A 14621-nucleotide genomic window follows, 5' to 3' on the forward strand; every position below is an offset into this window, starting at 1 on the left:
GCCATGGCTGGCGAACCCCTTGTTCTGGTGGTGGAGGATGAACCCGCCCAACGCGAGGTGCTGGCCTATAACATCCGGGCCGAGGGCTTCGATGTGGTGACCGCCGCCGCCGGCGACGAGGCGTTGGAGGCCGTGCGCGACACGCCCCCCGACGTGATCGTGCTGGACTGGATGCTGCCCCATGTCAGCGGGATCGAGGTCTGCCGACAGCTGAAAATGGCCAGCGATACCTCCAAGATCCCGGTCATCATGCTCTCTGCCCGGTCCGAGGAATCGGACAAGGTGCGGGGCCTGGAAACCGGCGCCGATGACTATATCACCAAGCCCTATTCCGTGGCCGAGCTGCTGGCGCGCCTGCGCACGCAACTGCGCCGCGTGCGGCCCTCGACGGTAGGGGAGCGGCTGGAATATGAGGATATTGCCGTCGATCTGACCGAGCATCGCGTCTATCGCGGCGAGGATACGCTGTCCCTTGGCCCAACCGAGTTCCGGCTCCTGACCGCCTTCATGGAACGCCCGGGCCGGGTCTGGTCGCGCGAACAATTGCTCGACCGCGTCTGGGGGCGGGACATCTACGTCGACAGCCGCACCGTGGACGTCCACGTGGGCCGTCTGCGCAAGGCCTTGAAGGTCGGCGAGGCGGGCGATCCGATCCGTACCGTGCGCGGCGCAGGCTACGCCCTGGGGTGATCCGGCCCGTTAAAGCGTTACGTTAGCTTTATGCCGTAAGCCTCTGATGCAGAACGCATAAAGACAGTATCGCGCGCGGCCTCAGGCACCATTTCCACCTGGACATCGCGGCAGGTGTCATAGCGCGTCGCCAGCTTTTCGACCGGATAATTGCTGCCCCACATGACCCTGTCCGCGCCGAAGCGCTCAAGGATCTCGGCCAGCTGCGGTTGCACCGCAACGCCGCCGTTCATCGTCCATTTGGTGTCGTACATGCCCCAGCCGCTCAGCTTCATATAGGTGTTGTCGCGCGACGCCATGAGGGCCAGCGCAGCTTGCCAGCGCACGACGTCTGCCGGATCATAGGGGCACAGCGCATGGTCGATGATGACCGTCAGGGCAGGGGTCTTGGACAGCGCCTCCAGCGCCGCCTCGGCCTGTTCGGGATACATCTGCAGATCAAACGTCAGCCCCTGGTCTTCAAGAACCTTAAGGCCGTTAACCCATTTCGGGTCGCTCAGGTAATCCCTTGGCGCAAATGACAAATCCGGGCGGTGATCCAGTCTTCCGACGATCTGGCGCACACCGCAGAAATCGCGGCTCTCAGCGTGCGCTGAGAGGGTATCGGTCAGGTCATCGGCGCTCAGGTCGACGAGAGCGACGATTTTGACGGTGTGATCCGTGCGATCCGCCTCGGCCTGCACGAACCGCGTCTCGGCCACCGGGTCCGGCAGCGCACCGTCGGTCTGCACATGCACGGACGCACACGGCTTGTCCGAGGCCTCCGCCAGAAACTCCGCCATCAGGTAATCGCGCTGGATCGGCGTCGGATCGCCAAAGGGTTTCATCGCACCAATGTCGCGCAACCAGCCGTAGCCTATCTCATCGCCACGGCTTTCCGGCGCCCAAACGTGGTGATGGGCGTCGATATATCCGTGGGGGAGGCGTTCTGTCAGGCTCATATCGTGATGTCCATTTAGCCAGTAATCATGATTATGTTAAATATGCCGTTAACGAAGTATTGGAGTAATCCCAATGGCTTAGACCCGTGCTCAAGCTTGAGCACGCTATTTGATGGCCGCTGTGACGATCATTTCGACTTTCAAGATGTCCCGCGCCAGCTTCGCCTCACCACAGGCCCGCGCCGGTGCGTGCCCCTCGGGCACCCAGGCGTTCCAGACCTCATTCATCGCCGCGAAGTCCGCCATATCCGCCAGCCAGATCGTCACCTGCAACAGATGCTCGCGCGAGGATCCGGCCTGTTCCAGCAGCGCGTCGACGCGGCGCAGACATTCCACGGTCTGCTCCGTGATATCCGCACCCTCGCCCACCTGACCCGTCAGATACGCGACCCCGTTATGCTTCACGATTCTCGAGCTTCTGACGCCCGGTTCAATCCGCTCGATCATCCGATCAATCCTTTCGCGTCCAACGCCGTTTTGATCTCATCCAGGATCGCCGGATCATCGATCGCGGCGGGCATCTTGTAGCTTTCCGCATCCGCAATCTTCTGCATCGTCCCACGCAGCACCTTGCCCGAGCGTGTCTTCGGAAGCCGCGCCACGCCGACAGCCAGCTTGAACGCCGCGACCGCGCCGATATCCTGGCGCACCTTCTTGACCAGCTCTGCTGCGATCTCATCGGCATCCCGCGTGACGCCCGCTTTCAACACGAAGAACCCCAGCGGCACCTGGCCTTTCAGCTCATCCGCCTTGCCCACAACCGCGCATTCCGCCACCGCATCGTGGTGGGACAGAACCTCCTCCATCGCGCCGGTCGACAGCCTGTGGCCCGCGACATTGATGATGTCATCGGTGCGCGCCATGATGTGCAGATAGCCATCCTCGTCCAGAATACCGGCGTCAGATGTGGCGTAATATCCGGGGAATTCGTTGAGGTAGGACTTCAGAAACCGCTCCTCCGCGTTCCAGAGCGTCGGCAGACAACTGGGCGGCAAAGGCAGCTTCACCACGATATTCCCCAGCGTCCCGTTGGGCACCGGATTGCCACCATCATCCAGCACTTGCACGTCGTATCCCGGCATCGGCACCCCCGGCGAGCCGTGCTTCACCGGCAGCGCCTCGATCCCCATCGGGATCGCCGAGATCGCCCACCCCGTCTCCGTCTGCCACCAATGGTCGATCACCGGCACGCCCAAATGCGCCTCCGCCCAGGCCAGCGTCGCCGGGTCCGAGCGTTCGCCCGCCAGAAACAACGTGCGCAGGTCCGAGATGTCGTAGTTCTTGATGAATGCGCCCTCTGGATCTTGGCCCCGGATGGCCCGCAGGGCCGTCGGCGCGGTGAACAGGACGCTGACATCGTGATCCTCGATCACGCGCCAGAACGTGCCCGCATCGGGCGTGCCAATCGGCTTGCCCTCAAACACCACCGTCGTGCATCCCGCCAGAAGCGGCGCGTAACAGATGTAGGAATGGCCCACGACCCAGCCCACGTCCGAGGCGGCCCAGAAAACCTCGCCCGGGTTAACGCCGTAAAGGTTTTGCATCGTCCAATGCAGCGCCACCATGTGCCCGCCGGTGTCGCGCACGACGCCCTTGGGCTGGCCCGTCGTCCCGGATGTGTAAAGGATGTAAGCCGGGTCCGTGGCGGCCATCTCGGCGCAATCCGCGCGACGCCCCTCGACCCGCGCGCGCGCCATCTCGGCGGCCCAATCCAGATCGCGGCCTTGGGTCAGCTCACAGGGCTGCACGTCGCGCTGAAGCACCAGGCAGGATGCGACCTTGTTTTCTGCAATATCAATGGCTTCCGACAACAAGCTCATGTAGTCGATCACCCGCCCCGGCTCGATCCCGCAGGACGCCGTGATCACCGCAGAGGCGCCCGCGTCGTCGATCCGCGTCGCGAGCTCGGCCGCCGCAAAGCCGCCGAAGACCACCGAATGCACCGCGCCGATCCGCGCGCAGGCGAGCATGGCGATGACCGCCTCGGCAACCATCGGCATGTAGATGATCACGCGGTCCCCCTGCCCCACGCCCATGTCTTGCAACACAGCGCCGAGGGTCGCGACCTCGTCTAACAGCTCGGTGTAGGTCCAACTGCGCTTGGTGTCGGTCACCGGGCTGTCGTAGATGATCGCGGGCTGATCGCCACGCCCGGCCGCAACGTGACGGTCCACGGCGTTGAAGCAGGTGTTGCCCACAGCCCCTTCAAACCAGCGCCCATAAACGCCCGAGCCGCCGGTGAACGCCTGGCTCGGGGCCACCGTCCAATCGATGCCTTTCGCGGCCTCCAGCCAAAAGGCTTCGGGGTCCGCGGCGGCGGCGGCATAGGTCTCTTGATATGTCATGGCGTCTGTCCCTTCTCCTGACGCGCCCGGGCGCATCAGTCCTCCATTTCGCCCATAGGTTGCGGCCCTGGGGTGATGCGGTCAATGTGCGTTAACGCTATCTGCGACACAATAGGAGCCTGCCCCATGAGCCTGAAAACGTCCGCCGCCCAAATGGTGTCCGAGGCGCGCGCCCGGATTGACGAGGTCGAGACGCCGGACCTGATCGCACAGCTGACCGACCCCGATGTTGTCGTCGTCGATATTCGCGATATCCGGGAGCGTCAGCGCGGGTTCATTCCGGGCTCCGTCCATGCGCCGCGCGGGATGATTGAGTTCTGGGTCGACCCCGACAGCCCCTACTTCAAGCCGGTGTTTGGCCAGGAGGGCAAACGCTACGTCTTCCACTGCGCGTCGGGCTGGCGGTCGGCCCTGACGGTGGCAACGCTCCAGGACATGGGCTTTCCCGCCGCGCATCTGCGCGAGGGCTTCTCGACCTGGGAGGCCCAGGGCGGCCCGGTCGAGATGCCCGAGCCCAAGGATTAACGCCGTTAATACCTGCCGTTAAGCACGACTCGACGCAGACGTCACTTTGAATATATGGTGCGTTCAAAGGGATTTAGACGCATGAAGATATCTGTTTTCAACGGGCCGAACCTGAACCTGCTCGGGCTCCGGGAGCCCGAGATTTACGGATCTCATACGCTTGCCGATATCGAAGCCACCTGCCGCGCCGCCGCGACCGACCTGGGTGTCGAGGTCGACTTCCTGCAATCCAACAGCGAAGGCGCGCTTGTCGATGCCTTCCATGCTGCGCGCGACACCTCCCAGGGTGTCGTCATCAACGCCGGCGCCTATACCCACACCTCCATCGCGCTGCGCGATGCGATCAGCGCGACCCAGCTTCCGACCGTAGAGCTGCATCTTTCCAACACCCACGCCCGAGAGGAGTTTCGTCATCGCTCGATGATCGCCCCGGTCTGCGTGGGCCTCATCCTGGGCTTCGGCGCGAATGGCTACCCCCTCGCCCTCTCCGCGCTGGTCCAGCATCTCAAAGGCACCGCCCCATGAAGAACCTGCGCCCCTATCTGGAAATGACCACCGTCGAGGACCTCTGGTCTCATCACACCCATGTGCTGGCGGGCTACGGCTTTGACCGCGTCTTCTACGGCTTCAACGCCTTCCGGGGCGCGGGCCTTTATGACAACCCCGAGGACGCGCTGCTGCTGACCAACATGCCCCCCGATTACGTGGAGGCCTATGTGGACGGTGGCATGTTCCGCGACGGCGTGATGATGCGGTGGGCGATTGACAATGTCGGCGCCGCGTCCTGGCGCGATGTCTATATGGCGATGGCCCATGAAGAGCCCTCCAAGGGCGAGTTGGCGATGCGGGCGATGAACGAAAAGCACGGGATGACAGCGGGTTACACGATCAGCTTTCCGATGGCGATCAAGAACGCCAATGCCGGGATTGGCATGGCGGTGAAGAAGGGCATGGACCAGGACGCCGCCGACGCGATCTGGGCCGAGCATGGCGAGGATATCGAGACGATCTGCCATGTGGCACACCTGTGCATTCTGCAACTGCCCGCGACCGGGCAGCGCAAGCTGCTGACGCCGCGCCAGTCCGAGGTGCTGGAACTGGTCGCCGACGGCAAGACCATGGCCGACATCGCGCTGCTGCTGGAGCGCAACGTGGCCACCATCGAGAAACACCTGCGCGGTGCGCGCGATGCCCTGGGGGTTGAAACGACGGCCCAGGCGGTGCGCAAGGCCTCGATCCTGAACCAGATCTTCCGTTTGGATGAGCGCGACGACCCGACGCCTCGGCTGCCGCATATGGCTGGGTCAGTGGGCGACCGGGGGTAACGGGCGCTGGGGCTTGCGTCTGATCGGCTGTTTTTTGGGAGAGCGCTTTAGGTTGGGGTGGGCAGCTACGCGATTTCTTTGAAATCGCTAAACGCTGCTTCTACGCGTTTTCTGCGAAAACGCTTTAGGAGTAAGGAATCCCTTCCTTTCGCGTTTTGTCACAATATCGCAAAACAAATGTGTTCCGTGAGTGATGGCAATTACAGCCAGGAACGCCGGGTTTCGGAGCGGTATTTTCCCGCCTCCGAGCCCACTCGGGCGGTGCTTGCATCGGTCGGGGCTCGGAGCGGTTGGTTCGTATTTTCAGGACCACCTCGCCGCTTCGGGGAAACGGACGTCGCCGGATCTGTCCCCCCGGTGACGCCCACAGCAGACGACAGCGCGGCTTGTCCCCCCGCGCTGACCGCTCCGGCGCACGTCTTGTCCCCCGCGCCGGACATGCGAAGACGGCGTTGCCCCTGTCCCGGGCAGCGCCGTTTTTTCGTGGATCAGGGCGCAGGACGCAGCCCCCTATTCCGCCCGCAACACCCGAGACCAATGCTTGTCGAGGCAGAAGGCCCATTCGTGGGGATGGGCGAGGACCAGATTTTCCAGCTCAGCCACCCAAGCCTGGGTGCTGGCCGCCAGGTCGCTGTTCGGGTGGGAGGCCTCCCCGAGGATCAGGCCAACGCCATCCTCGGTTTGCTCGACCATCGCAGGCACAATCGGCGCGCCTGCCTTGGCCGCGAAGCGCGTGGGCCAGCCGCCGAAGCCCACGGGGCTGCCAAAGGCCGTGGCGCGCACCACGTCGCGGTCACGGTCAATCGCCGCCTCTGGGGCGCCTTGGATACGGTCCACGGTTCCGGCAACGATCTTGCCCGACTTCAACGCGCCCAGGATCGCCCGGGCGACGGCCTGGGGCGTCTCGCTGCGCACATCGAGGATCTCACACCCGGCCTGATCATAAAGCGCGCGCTGCGCCGCTGCGCGGGCGGGGTTGCGGGTCAGGCTGACGACGGCCAGCATGGGGTACTGGTGCGAGAGGCAGTAGACCATCGCGAAAGAGGCATGCAGATGCGGCAGCGCCAGGAACACGCCACGCTCTTGCAACAGCCCATCCAGCCGCGCCTTGTCGGGGATGGTCAGGCGGCCGTCCAACTCGGCCCCGAACCCATGGCGCACCCGCTCGGCCATGTCGGTGCCGGTCAGAAAATGGCGCACGTAGCGGCGGAACAGCGCTGTCGGTGACCCCTCCCCTGCCCGCCCGGCCAGCGCCTTGAGCGTGGGGCGCACGGAGTTGCCAGGCAGCCCGTAGGCGGCCCAGAACACCGCACCAAAGGTCTTGTAAACGGCCATCCGCACCGGCCTTGGCCGCCGCGAAAGCCACCCCGAGAGCGTCTCATACCCCGCAAAGACCCTGTCCTTGGTTCTGGAAAACCCCATCTTGTGCTCCCTTGGGCGCTTGCAACCAATGGGATTGTGTCGGACGGGTTTGGGAGGAATGCAAGACCACAACGCTGGATTAGAGTTCTGCCAAAACTCCGTTCTTCATTGCGGAGTCACAACGGCGATACCCCTCACGCGGCCCAGCAAAGCCACTTTGATCGTTCTCAACAAAATCCGCCAACTCTAACCGGAACAGCTTCCAAGCTGTAGGCTTTCCGGACTCGGAAGCACCTTCAACTTGGAATGCACGGAGCAGTAGTTGCCCAGAGCTTCCAATTCCAAGAGTGTGTGGTTCGACAATCCGTCTGCCAGGCCGATAGTCAAGAACCAAGCGCCGCTTGCCATTGATAGCATCAGAGATAACGTCAATCATTTTTCTGCCTTTCTGGTCTTGTGAAGGCAGGCCGCTTGACTCATCGAGTTCTCGACGTTTACGTCTCAGTTGCTGGTTCGAAGTTCCGCCACGACCTGCCGGGTTAGAGGCGGCTCCTTGATCCTTAGCGCTGTCTCGTCTTGATCACGAGACAGCGCGACAAACCAAAGAGTTAACGCAAGGTGGACTTCTCGAATCATCCCGTCAAGAGCTTTTTGTTGCTTGCGTTGGAGTAGCTACAATATGTAGTGCGCTCGCGGAAACGCCGTTCGCCTTCTTCAGTCACCAAATGGCCCCAAAAAGGGGGCAAAGGATCGCTCCTCTGCCCCTTCGATAGTATTAGTAGACCATGCGCTTCCCCGTGGCAGAGTCAGCCCTTCGCCGTCTTGGCGACTTCCTCGGCGAAGTTCTCGACCTTCTTCTCGATGCCTTCGCCCACTTCCAGACGCACGAAACCGGTGATCTCGGCACCGGCCTCTTTGGCGGCCTCGCCGACGGTGAGGTCGGGGTTCACCACGAAGGCCTGGTTCACGAGGGTGATCTCGGACAGGTACTTCTTCATCCGCCCCACGATCATCTTTTCGATGACCTGCTCGGGCTTGCCGGATTCGCGGGCGATGTCGATCTGCACCTGACGCTCTTTTTCGAGCATGTCGGGATCAACGGCGGCCTCGTCCAGCGCGGCGGGGTTCACGGCGGCGACATGCATGGCGACCTGCTTGGCAAAGCCCGCATCCCCGCCTTTGGTGGAGACCAGAACGCCGATCTTGCCCATGCCGTCCGCGGCGGCGTTGTGGACGTAGGAGACGACAACATCGCCTTCCAGCGTGGCCATGCGGCGCACGGACATGTTCTCACCGATGACGGCGACGGCGTCGGTGACGGTCTGCTCAACGGATTTACCGCCCATGTCGGCGGCCTTGAGCGCGTCGATGTCATTCACGCCCATGGCGACAGCGGCGATGCCGGAGACCATGGTCTGGAAGTCCGCGTTCTTGCCGACGAAATCGGTCTCGGAGTTCACTTCGACCGCAACGCCCTTGCTGCCGTCGACGGCGACGGCCACGAGGCCCTCTGCCGCGGTGCGGCCGGATTTCTTGGCGGCCTTTGCCAGGCCCTTGGTGCGCAGCCAGTCAACGGCGGCTTCCATGTCGCCTGCGGTTTCCGTCAGCGCCTTCTTGGCGTCCATCATGCCTGCGCCGGTGGTGTCGCGCAGCTCTTTTACCATGCTTGCCGTGATTGCCATGCCATGGGTCTCCTGAGAATTTGAGAATGGGTCGGGCCCGGCGATACCGGGCCCTGATGTCAGTGCTGTGACGCTTTCGGCTTACGCCTCGGCTGCGGGGGCCTCTTCCGCTGGCGCGTCGTCAGTGGCGGGCGTCTCCTCGGCGCCCGTTTCACTCAGCGCCTCCTCGACGCTGCCCTCTTCCAGCGCGCCCAGGTCAACACCGGCGGTTTCCAACTGCGTGGACATGCCATCGAGCGCCGCGCGGGAGATCAGATCGCAGTAAAGCGCGATGGCGCGGGCCGCATCGTCGTTGCCGGGAATGATGTAATCCACACCATCGGGCGAGCAGTTGGTGTCGACCACGGCCACGACCGGGATGCCGAGCTTCTTGGCTTCGGCAATCGCCAGGTCTTCCTTGTTGACGTCGATGACGAAGATCAGGTCAGGCAGACCACCCATTTCGCGGATGCCACCAAGGGAGGCTTGCAGTTTGATCTGGTCCCGCTCCATGCCCAGACGCTCTTTCTTCGTCAGGCCTTCCAGCGAGCCGTCGGCCTGCTTTTCGTCGATCTCTTTGAGACGCGAGATGGAGTTGGACACGGTCTTCCAGTTGGTGAGCGTGCCGCCCAACCAGCGGTGGTTCATGTAGTATTGCGCGCAGCGCTCGGCGGCGTCGGCGATGGGCTTTTGCGCCTGACGCTTGGTGCCGACGAAGAGGATCCGGCCGCCTTTGGCGACGGTTTCGCGCACGACCTGAAGCGCTTGCTCCAGCATCGGGTGGGTCTGCGTCAGGTCGAGGATGTGGATGCCATTACGGTCGCCGTAGATGAACTCGCCCATGCGGGGGTTCCAGCGTTGCGTTTGGTGGCCAAAGTGGACGCCAGCTTCAAGAAGCTGACGCATGGTGAAATCAGGAAGCGCCATGCCATTGTTCCTTTCCGGTTTGCGCGTAGGGCGAAGGATCAGAAGCTGCTGCTTCAACCGGTGGACCGACCCGGGGAATTTGCCCCGAAAGCCCGCCTTCGCCTGAGAAGTGCGGCTGCCTTAGGGCAGTTGGGAAACCTGTGCAACCCCTGTTGCTCAGGTGGCGTGCGGCGGGACGGGGGCGTTGCCCCTGCGACCCCAGAGTTTTTTTGGCAAGATGAAAGGGAGGGAGGTTGCGAGGGGCGCGGGCGCGGGGCAAGAGAGGGGCATGGAGACGAAGCCGGATATATTGTGCATCGGCGCGGTGTTGTGGGACATCATTGGTCGCTGTGACGACGCGATGATTTTGGGCAACGACAAGCCGGGGCGCATCACGCGGTTGCCGGGCGGGGTGGCGCTCAACATCGCGATGACCTTGACGCGGTTCGGGCTGAGGCCCGGGTTGCTGTCGGTTGTGGGTGAGGATGCCGACGGGCGCGAATTGCGTGCGGCCTGCGCGGAGATGGGGCTGGATGTGGGGGCGATGTTGGTCGATGCCGATTTGCCAACGGATCGATACATGGCGATCGAGGCCCAGGGCGCATTGATCGCGGCGATTGCCCATGCCCATTCCCTGGAGGACGCGGGCGCGCGTATTCTGGCGCCTTTGGCCGATGGGCGGTTGGGATCGGAGGCCGCGCCCTGGGCCGGGCCGGTGGCGTTGGACGGCAATCTGACGGAAGATCTGCTTGCTGAGATTGCCGCGAGCCCGTTGTTCTCGGGCGCCGATCTGCGCATTGCGCCGGCCTCGCCCGGTAAGGCGATGCGGTTGCGGCCCCTGCTCTCTCATCCCCGGGCGACGCTTTATGTGAACCGTGAAGAGGCGGGGCTTTTGACAGGCACGCATCCGGCCAATGCCGCCGCGGCTGCCGCCGCGCTGATCGCCGCGGGGGCGCGGCGCGTTTTGGTTACCGAAGGCGCGCAGATGGCCGTGGATGCCACGCCCGACAGCACGCTGTCGGCAGTGCCGCCTGCCGTGGAGGCGCGCCGGATCACCGGGGCGGGTGACACGTTCATGGCGGCGCATATCGCCGCGGAAGTGGCCGGAAACCCCCGCGAAATCGCGCTGGAGGCGGCTGTTGAGGCCGCCGCTACTTATGTCTCGGGAGATACGCCATGACGTTACCGCTTACCTTTTCGCCTGAGGTGCAAGAGGCCCGTGAGAGTGGCGCGCCACTGGTGGCGCTGGAATCGACGATCATCACCCATGGCATGCCCTACCCGCAGAACCTCGACACTGCCCGCGCGGTGGAAAAAGAGGTGCGTGACGCGGGCGCCGTACCGGCGACTATTGCGGTGATGGAGGGGCGGATTCACATCGGTCTGACCGAGACCGAGCTGGAGGTTCTGGCGCAAGCCACCGATGTCGCCAAACTCAGCCGCGCGGATCTCGCGGCCTGTGTGGCCACCGGCGGCATCGGCGCCACCACGGTCGCCGCCACGATGATTTGCGCCGCGCTGGCCGGGATCCATGTGTTTGCCACGGGCGGGATCGGCGGCGTTCACAAAGGCGCGGAGGAAACGTTCGACATCTCGGCTGACCTACGCGAGCTCGCCGAAACCCCGGTCAGCGTGATTGCTGCCGGACCCAAGGCCATCCTGGACCTGCCCAAGACCTTGGAAGTCCTTGAGACCCTTGGCGTGCCTGTCATCGCTTACGGGCAGGACGCCTTCCCGGCGTTCTGGAGCCGCGACAGTGGGCTCAAGGCGCCCCTGCGGATGGACACCGCCCGCCAGATCGCGCAGGCGCATCTGATGCGTGCCCGCCTTGGGCTGCCCGGCGGGCAACTTGTGACCAACCCGATCCCGCAAGACGCTGAAATCCCCTCGGAAACCCTTTCGCCGATCATCGCCCGGGCCCAGTCCGAGGCCGATGCCAAAGGCATCTCGGGCAAGGACGTCACGCCTTTCCTGCTCAACCGCCTGTTTGAGCTGACCGAGGGTGCGACGCTTGCCTCAAATATCGCGCTTGTGCGCAACAACGCGCGTCTTGCGGCCCGTGTGGCGCGCGAAATGCAGGCCTGAAGGCGCGCGCGCTTGTGCGTCGCGCGAACGCCGCCTAGATATCACCTAAAGTTTCGCACGAGAACCGGCGCCCCGATGCAATTGCCCCCTGCCCCTCCTCCTCCCCGTCGCGGTATCTTCGCGTCGCTTCGGTCGAATTTCCTGACCGGCCTGATCGTGATCGCCCCCATCGGCATTACCATCTGGCTGATCTGGACCCTGACCGGCTGGATCGACAGCTGGGTGCTGCCGTTCATCCCTGACCGCTACAACCCCTCGCTGCTGATCGCCGAATGGACTGGCATCCAGATCAACATTCGCGGCATCGGTGTCGTCACCTTCCTGATCTTCACCATGCTGGTGGGCTGGGTCGCCAAGGGCCTGATCGGGCGCTCGATGATCCGGTGGGCCGAAAGCCTGGTCTTGTCGATCCCGCTGATCCGCTCGCTTTATTCCGGCCTCAAGCAGATCGCCGAGACGATCCTGCAGCAGGGCCAGCAGAACTTCGACAAGGCCTGCCTGATCGAGTACCCGCGCAAGGGCATCTGGGCGATTGCCTTCATCTCGACGTCTGCCAAGGGCGAGATTGCGTCCCGCGCGCCTGAAGACATGGTGTCGGTCTTCCTGCCGACGACGCCCAACCCGACCTCGGGCTTTTTGCTGTTTGTGCCGACCAAAGATACCATCGTGCTGGATATGACGGTCGAAGATGCGGCCAAGCTGATCATCTCGGCCGGCCTCGTCTATCCCAATGGTCAGGATCCGACGCGGCCCCCGGCAACGGCCCCCGAGGCTTAACCCCAAACGAAAAAGGCGCCACCCTCTCGGGTCGCGCCTCTCTTCATCTTGCCAGAAAAAAATCTGGGGGCTACGCGGCAGAGCCGCTGAACGGGGAGCAAAGCCCCCTTTACTCCGCCTCCACCCACCAGACGTCAGGCTGCCAGCCGACCCAGTCGCCGTAAATCGGGATGTGATCGGGGAAGTTCAGCTCGGAGTTATAAGCGATCCGGCTGATCGGATTGTGGTGGAACGGCACGACGTAGCGGTCCGAGATCAGGATCCGATCCAACGCATGGACCGCCGCGCGGTAGTTGTCCTGGGACGATGCGCTCAGCATCTCGTCGATCATCGCCTCAATCGCCGGGTTACAACCGCCGTGCAGGTTGCGGCCCCCCTCGGACTCAGCCGCCGCACAGCCCCAATAGTTGCGCTGCTCGTTGCCGGGCGACAGGGACAGGCCCCAACGGTAGTAGATCATGTCGAAATCATAGACATCGCGCCGCTCGCGGAACTGCGCGCTGTCGACCCGTGTCACGTCCACCGCGATCCCCAGCCGCTCCAGCGCCTCGGTGTAGATGTTGGTGATGGCGTCATTTTCCGAGCTTCCGGTCTGAAGCAGGATCTCGAAGGTCACCGGGCCGTCGGGGCCGGTCATCACACCTTCCTCGATGGTATATCCGGCCTCTTCCATCAGGGCGATGGCCTGGCGGATGCCCGCGCGGTTGCGCTCGGACCCGTCCGAGACGGGCAGCTCATACCCCTCGATTGCGCCGGGGTTCAGATCATCGGCGAAGGGTTCCAACAGCTCCAACACCCGGCCTTCCGCAGGCCCAGGCGACATCGACAAAGGCGAGTTAGAGAACGGAGAGGTGATGCGGGGATCGACACCGCCGTTCACGGTCGTGTTGATGAACTCGAAATTATAGGCCTGGATCATCGCCTCGCGCACGCGCCAGTCGGCGAACAGTGGATTGCGGGTGTTCATCACGTAGCCCGTCATGCCTGAGGGGCGCTGATGCGGCACTTCGACCAAGAGCACCTCGCCCGATTGCACGCGGGGGAAGTCATAATCGTTGGCCCAGGCGGTGGCCGAGGTCTCGCGCTGGGTGGTGACGATGCCGCTGGTGAAGGCCTCGCGCATGGCGGTGCCGTCGGCGAAGAACTCCATCCGGATCTCATCGATGACATTGGTGCCCTGGCGGAACGCCAGATCCGCGCCCCAGTAGTCCGGGTTGCGGGTCAGCTGCACGAAACGCCCGGCCTCAAAATCCGTCACCGTGTAAGGAGCCGTGGCAATCGGGATCGTGTCTAGCCCGCTTTCCGTGAAATCGAGGCCTTCCCATTGGGCGGCCTGCAGGATCGGGCGCAGGCCCATGATCATGGCCAACTCGCGGTCCGCCTCATTGAGCGTGATCCGAACCGAGCGCTCGCCCGTCGCCTCGATCCCCGCGACCCGGCTCCAAGCGCCCAGGTAGCGCGGGTGGCCTTGGGTGCCGAGCGTCTCGAACGACCAGATCACATCGTCGACCGTGACCGGGCTGCCATCGGAGAATCGCGCCTCTTCCCGCAGCACAAATTCGACCGAAAGGTTGTCGTCGGCGATGTCGACCGATTCGGCCAAAAGCCCGTAAAGCGAGAACGGCTCGTCCCAGGACCGGCCCAGAAGCGATTCGTAGGTCAGGAATCGGAGCTGCCAAGGGGTAGAGCCCTGGCGGATGTGCGGGTTCAGGCTGTCGAAGCCACCGACCTCACCGGTCACAATCCGACCGCCCGTGGGGGCTTCGGGGTTGGCGTAGGGGAGATGGGTGAAGTCCGGGCCCAGGGCTGGTTCACCATACATAGCCACACCATGTTGTGGGTCAGCCAGGCTCGGAGTGCTAAGTCCGACGCTCAGCACAACTGCCATCGTCACGTTCCGGGCGCTTTTCGTGAAACAATTTGTCGGCATCTGCGAACAATCCTCCTGCGGCTCGATATTGTTATGGTTAAAGGCTACCGGGCGCAGCACACGGGCGCAAACTT

15 protein-coding genes are annotated in these 14621 nt (G+C 63.5%); 7 read left to right on the forward strand and 8 right to left on the reverse strand.

All coding sequences use genetic code 11. The features are described 5' to 3' along the window. Positions 1-3 precede the first annotated feature (3 nt). The gene (gene phoB, locus AC6I9R_RS12000; RefSeq protein WP_461425802.1) at positions 4-690 is read left to right on the forward strand and encodes a phosphate regulon transcriptional regulator PhoB; all 687 of its coding nucleotides are present in this window, start codon (positions 4-6) and stop codon (positions 688-690) included. A 17-nt stretch (positions 691-707) separates the two neighbouring features. Here the strand turns inward: phoB and AC6I9R_RS12005 are convergent, their stop codons facing one another. From AC6I9R_RS12005 to AC6I9R_RS12015, 3 genes are all read right to left on the reverse strand, one after another. Continuing rightward, the gene (locus tag AC6I9R_RS12005) at positions 708-1631 is read right to left on the reverse strand and encodes an amidohydrolase family protein (protein ID WP_461425803.1); all 924 of its coding nucleotides are present in this window, start codon (positions 1629-1631) and stop codon (positions 708-710) included. A 105-nt stretch (positions 1632-1736) separates the two neighbouring features. Beyond that, a complete protein-coding gene (locus AC6I9R_RS12010) occupies positions 1737-2078 on the reverse strand; it encodes a RidA family protein (protein ID WP_461425804.1) in 342 nt (113 codons plus the stop codon). Further along, positions 2075-3976: a propionyl-CoA synthetase gene (locus AC6I9R_RS12015; protein WP_461425805.1), complete on the reverse strand. Its 1902-nt coding sequence runs from the start codon at positions 3974-3976 to the stop codon at positions 2075-2077. The genes AC6I9R_RS12010 and AC6I9R_RS12015 overlap by 4 nt, the downstream gene beginning before the upstream one ends. Before the next feature lie 126 nt (positions 3977-4102). On the opposite strand from AC6I9R_RS12015, the gene AC6I9R_RS12020 reads away from it, so the two are divergent. From AC6I9R_RS12020 to AC6I9R_RS12030, 3 genes are all read left to right on the forward strand, one after another. Then, positions 4103-4501: a rhodanese-like domain-containing protein gene (locus AC6I9R_RS12020; protein WP_461425806.1), complete on the forward strand. Its 399-nt coding sequence runs from the start codon at positions 4103-4105 to the stop codon at positions 4499-4501. 81 nt (positions 4502-4582) lie between these two features. Beyond that, positions 4583-5026, forward strand: a complete 444-nt coding sequence (aroQ, locus tag AC6I9R_RS12025; protein ID WP_461425807.1) for a type II 3-dehydroquinate dehydratase — start codon at positions 4583-4585, stop codon at positions 5024-5026. Continuing rightward, complete coding sequence (locus tag AC6I9R_RS12030) at positions 5023-5826, forward strand: helix-turn-helix transcriptional regulator (protein ID WP_461425808.1); 804 nt, start codon at positions 5023-5025, stop codon at positions 5824-5826. Before aroQ ends, AC6I9R_RS12030 begins: the two co-directional genes overlap by 4 nt. 510 nt (positions 5827-6336) lie before the next feature. Here the strand turns inward: AC6I9R_RS12030 and AC6I9R_RS12035 are convergent. From AC6I9R_RS12035 to rpsB, 4 genes are all read right to left on the reverse strand, one after another. Further along, a complete protein-coding gene (locus tag AC6I9R_RS12035) occupies positions 6337-7248 on the reverse strand; it encodes an LpxL/LpxP family acyltransferase (protein ID WP_461425809.1) in 912 nt (303 codons plus the stop codon). A 79-nt stretch (positions 7249-7327) separates the two neighbouring features. Next, complete coding sequence (locus AC6I9R_RS12040) at positions 7328-7624, reverse strand: hypothetical protein (RefSeq protein ID WP_461425810.1); 297 nt, start codon at positions 7622-7624, stop codon at positions 7328-7330. A gap of 370 nt (positions 7625-7994) precedes the next feature. Beyond that, positions 7995-8870 (reverse strand): translation elongation factor Ts, encoded by an 876-nt coding sequence (gene tsf / locus AC6I9R_RS12045; RefSeq protein ID WP_461425811.1) that lies wholly within the window; start codon positions 8868-8870, stop codon positions 7995-7997. An 81-nt stretch (positions 8871-8951) separates the two neighbouring features. Beyond that, positions 8952-9776 (reverse strand): 30S ribosomal protein S2, encoded by an 825-nt coding sequence (rpsB, locus tag AC6I9R_RS12050; RefSeq protein WP_461425812.1) that lies wholly within the window; start codon positions 9774-9776, stop codon positions 8952-8954. 268 nt (positions 9777-10044) lie between these two features. Here rpsB and AC6I9R_RS12055 point away from each other — a divergent pair, with 268 nt between their 5' ends. The 3 genes from AC6I9R_RS12055 to AC6I9R_RS12065 all read left to right on the forward strand — a co-directional run bounded on the left by AC6I9R_RS12055 (position 10045) and on the right by AC6I9R_RS12065 (position 12617). Then, positions 10045-10935 (forward strand): PfkB family carbohydrate kinase, encoded by an 891-nt coding sequence (locus AC6I9R_RS12055; RefSeq protein WP_461425813.1) that lies wholly within the window; start codon positions 10045-10047, stop codon positions 10933-10935. After that, positions 10932-11840 (forward strand): pseudouridine-5'-phosphate glycosidase, encoded by a 909-nt coding sequence (locus AC6I9R_RS12060; protein WP_461425814.1) that lies wholly within the window; start codon positions 10932-10934, stop codon positions 11838-11840. The genes AC6I9R_RS12055 and AC6I9R_RS12060 overlap by 4 nt, the downstream gene beginning before the upstream one ends. A gap of 75 nt (positions 11841-11915) precedes the next feature. Then, a complete protein-coding gene (locus tag AC6I9R_RS12065) occupies positions 11916-12617 on the forward strand; it encodes a DUF502 domain-containing protein (RefSeq protein WP_461425815.1) in 702 nt (233 codons plus the stop codon). A 109-nt stretch (positions 12618-12726) separates the two neighbouring features. On the opposite strand, the gene AC6I9R_RS12070 is transcribed toward AC6I9R_RS12065, so the two are convergent. Continuing rightward, positions 12727-14547 carry an extracellular solute-binding protein gene (locus AC6I9R_RS12070; protein ID WP_461425816.1) on the reverse strand — a complete coding sequence of 607 codons (1821 nt, stop codon included), beginning with the start codon at positions 14545-14547 and terminating at the stop codon, positions 12727-12729. Positions 14548-14621 lie beyond the last annotated feature (74 nt).

Source organism: Gymnodinialimonas sp., assembly GCF_059726805.1.

Excerpts from the sequence above, each read along its gene's own strand:
- phoB (WP_461425802.1), top strand. The coding sequence starts at position 4 with ATGGCTGGCGAACCCCTTGTTCTGGTGGTGGAGGATGAACCCGCCCAA.
- AC6I9R_RS12005 (WP_461425803.1), bottom strand. The coding sequence starts at position 1,631 with ATGAGCCTGACAGAACGCCTCCCCCACGGATATATCGACGCCCATCAC.
- AC6I9R_RS12010 (WP_461425804.1), bottom strand. The coding sequence starts at position 2,078 with ATGATCGAGCGGATTGAACCGGGCGTCAGAAGCTCGAGAATCGTGAAG.
- AC6I9R_RS12015 (WP_461425805.1), bottom strand. The coding sequence starts at position 3,976 with ATGACATATCAAGAGACCTATGCCGCCGCCGCCGCGGACCCCGAAGCC.
- AC6I9R_RS12020 (WP_461425806.1), top strand. The coding sequence starts at position 4,103 with ATGAGCCTGAAAACGTCCGCCGCCCAAATGGTGTCCGAGGCGCGCGCC.
- aroQ (WP_461425807.1), top strand. The coding sequence starts at position 4,583 with ATGAAGATATCTGTTTTCAACGGGCCGAACCTGAACCTGCTCGGGCTC.
- AC6I9R_RS12030 (WP_461425808.1), top strand. The coding sequence starts at position 5,023 with ATGAAGAACCTGCGCCCCTATCTGGAAATGACCACCGTCGAGGACCTC.
- AC6I9R_RS12035 (WP_461425809.1), bottom strand. The coding sequence starts at position 7,248 with ATGGGGTTTTCCAGAACCAAGGACAGGGTCTTTGCGGGGTATGAGACG.
- AC6I9R_RS12040 (WP_461425810.1), bottom strand. The coding sequence starts at position 7,624 with ATGATTGACGTTATCTCTGATGCTATCAATGGCAAGCGGCGCTTGGTT.
- tsf (WP_461425811.1), bottom strand. The coding sequence starts at position 8,870 with ATGGCAATCACGGCAAGCATGGTAAAAGAGCTGCGCGACACCACCGGC.
- rpsB (WP_461425812.1), bottom strand. The coding sequence starts at position 9,776 with ATGGCGCTTCCTGATTTCACCATGCGTCAGCTTCTTGAAGCTGGCGTC.
- AC6I9R_RS12055 (WP_461425813.1), top strand. The coding sequence starts at position 10,045 with ATGGAGACGAAGCCGGATATATTGTGCATCGGCGCGGTGTTGTGGGAC.
- AC6I9R_RS12060 (WP_461425814.1), top strand. The coding sequence starts at position 10,932 with ATGACGTTACCGCTTACCTTTTCGCCTGAGGTGCAAGAGGCCCGTGAG.
- AC6I9R_RS12065 (WP_461425815.1), top strand. The coding sequence starts at position 11,916 with ATGCAATTGCCCCCTGCCCCTCCTCCTCCCCGTCGCGGTATCTTCGCG.
- AC6I9R_RS12070 (WP_461425816.1), bottom strand. The coding sequence starts at position 14,547 with ATGCCGACAAATTGTTTCACGAAAAGCGCCCGGAACGTGACGATGGCA.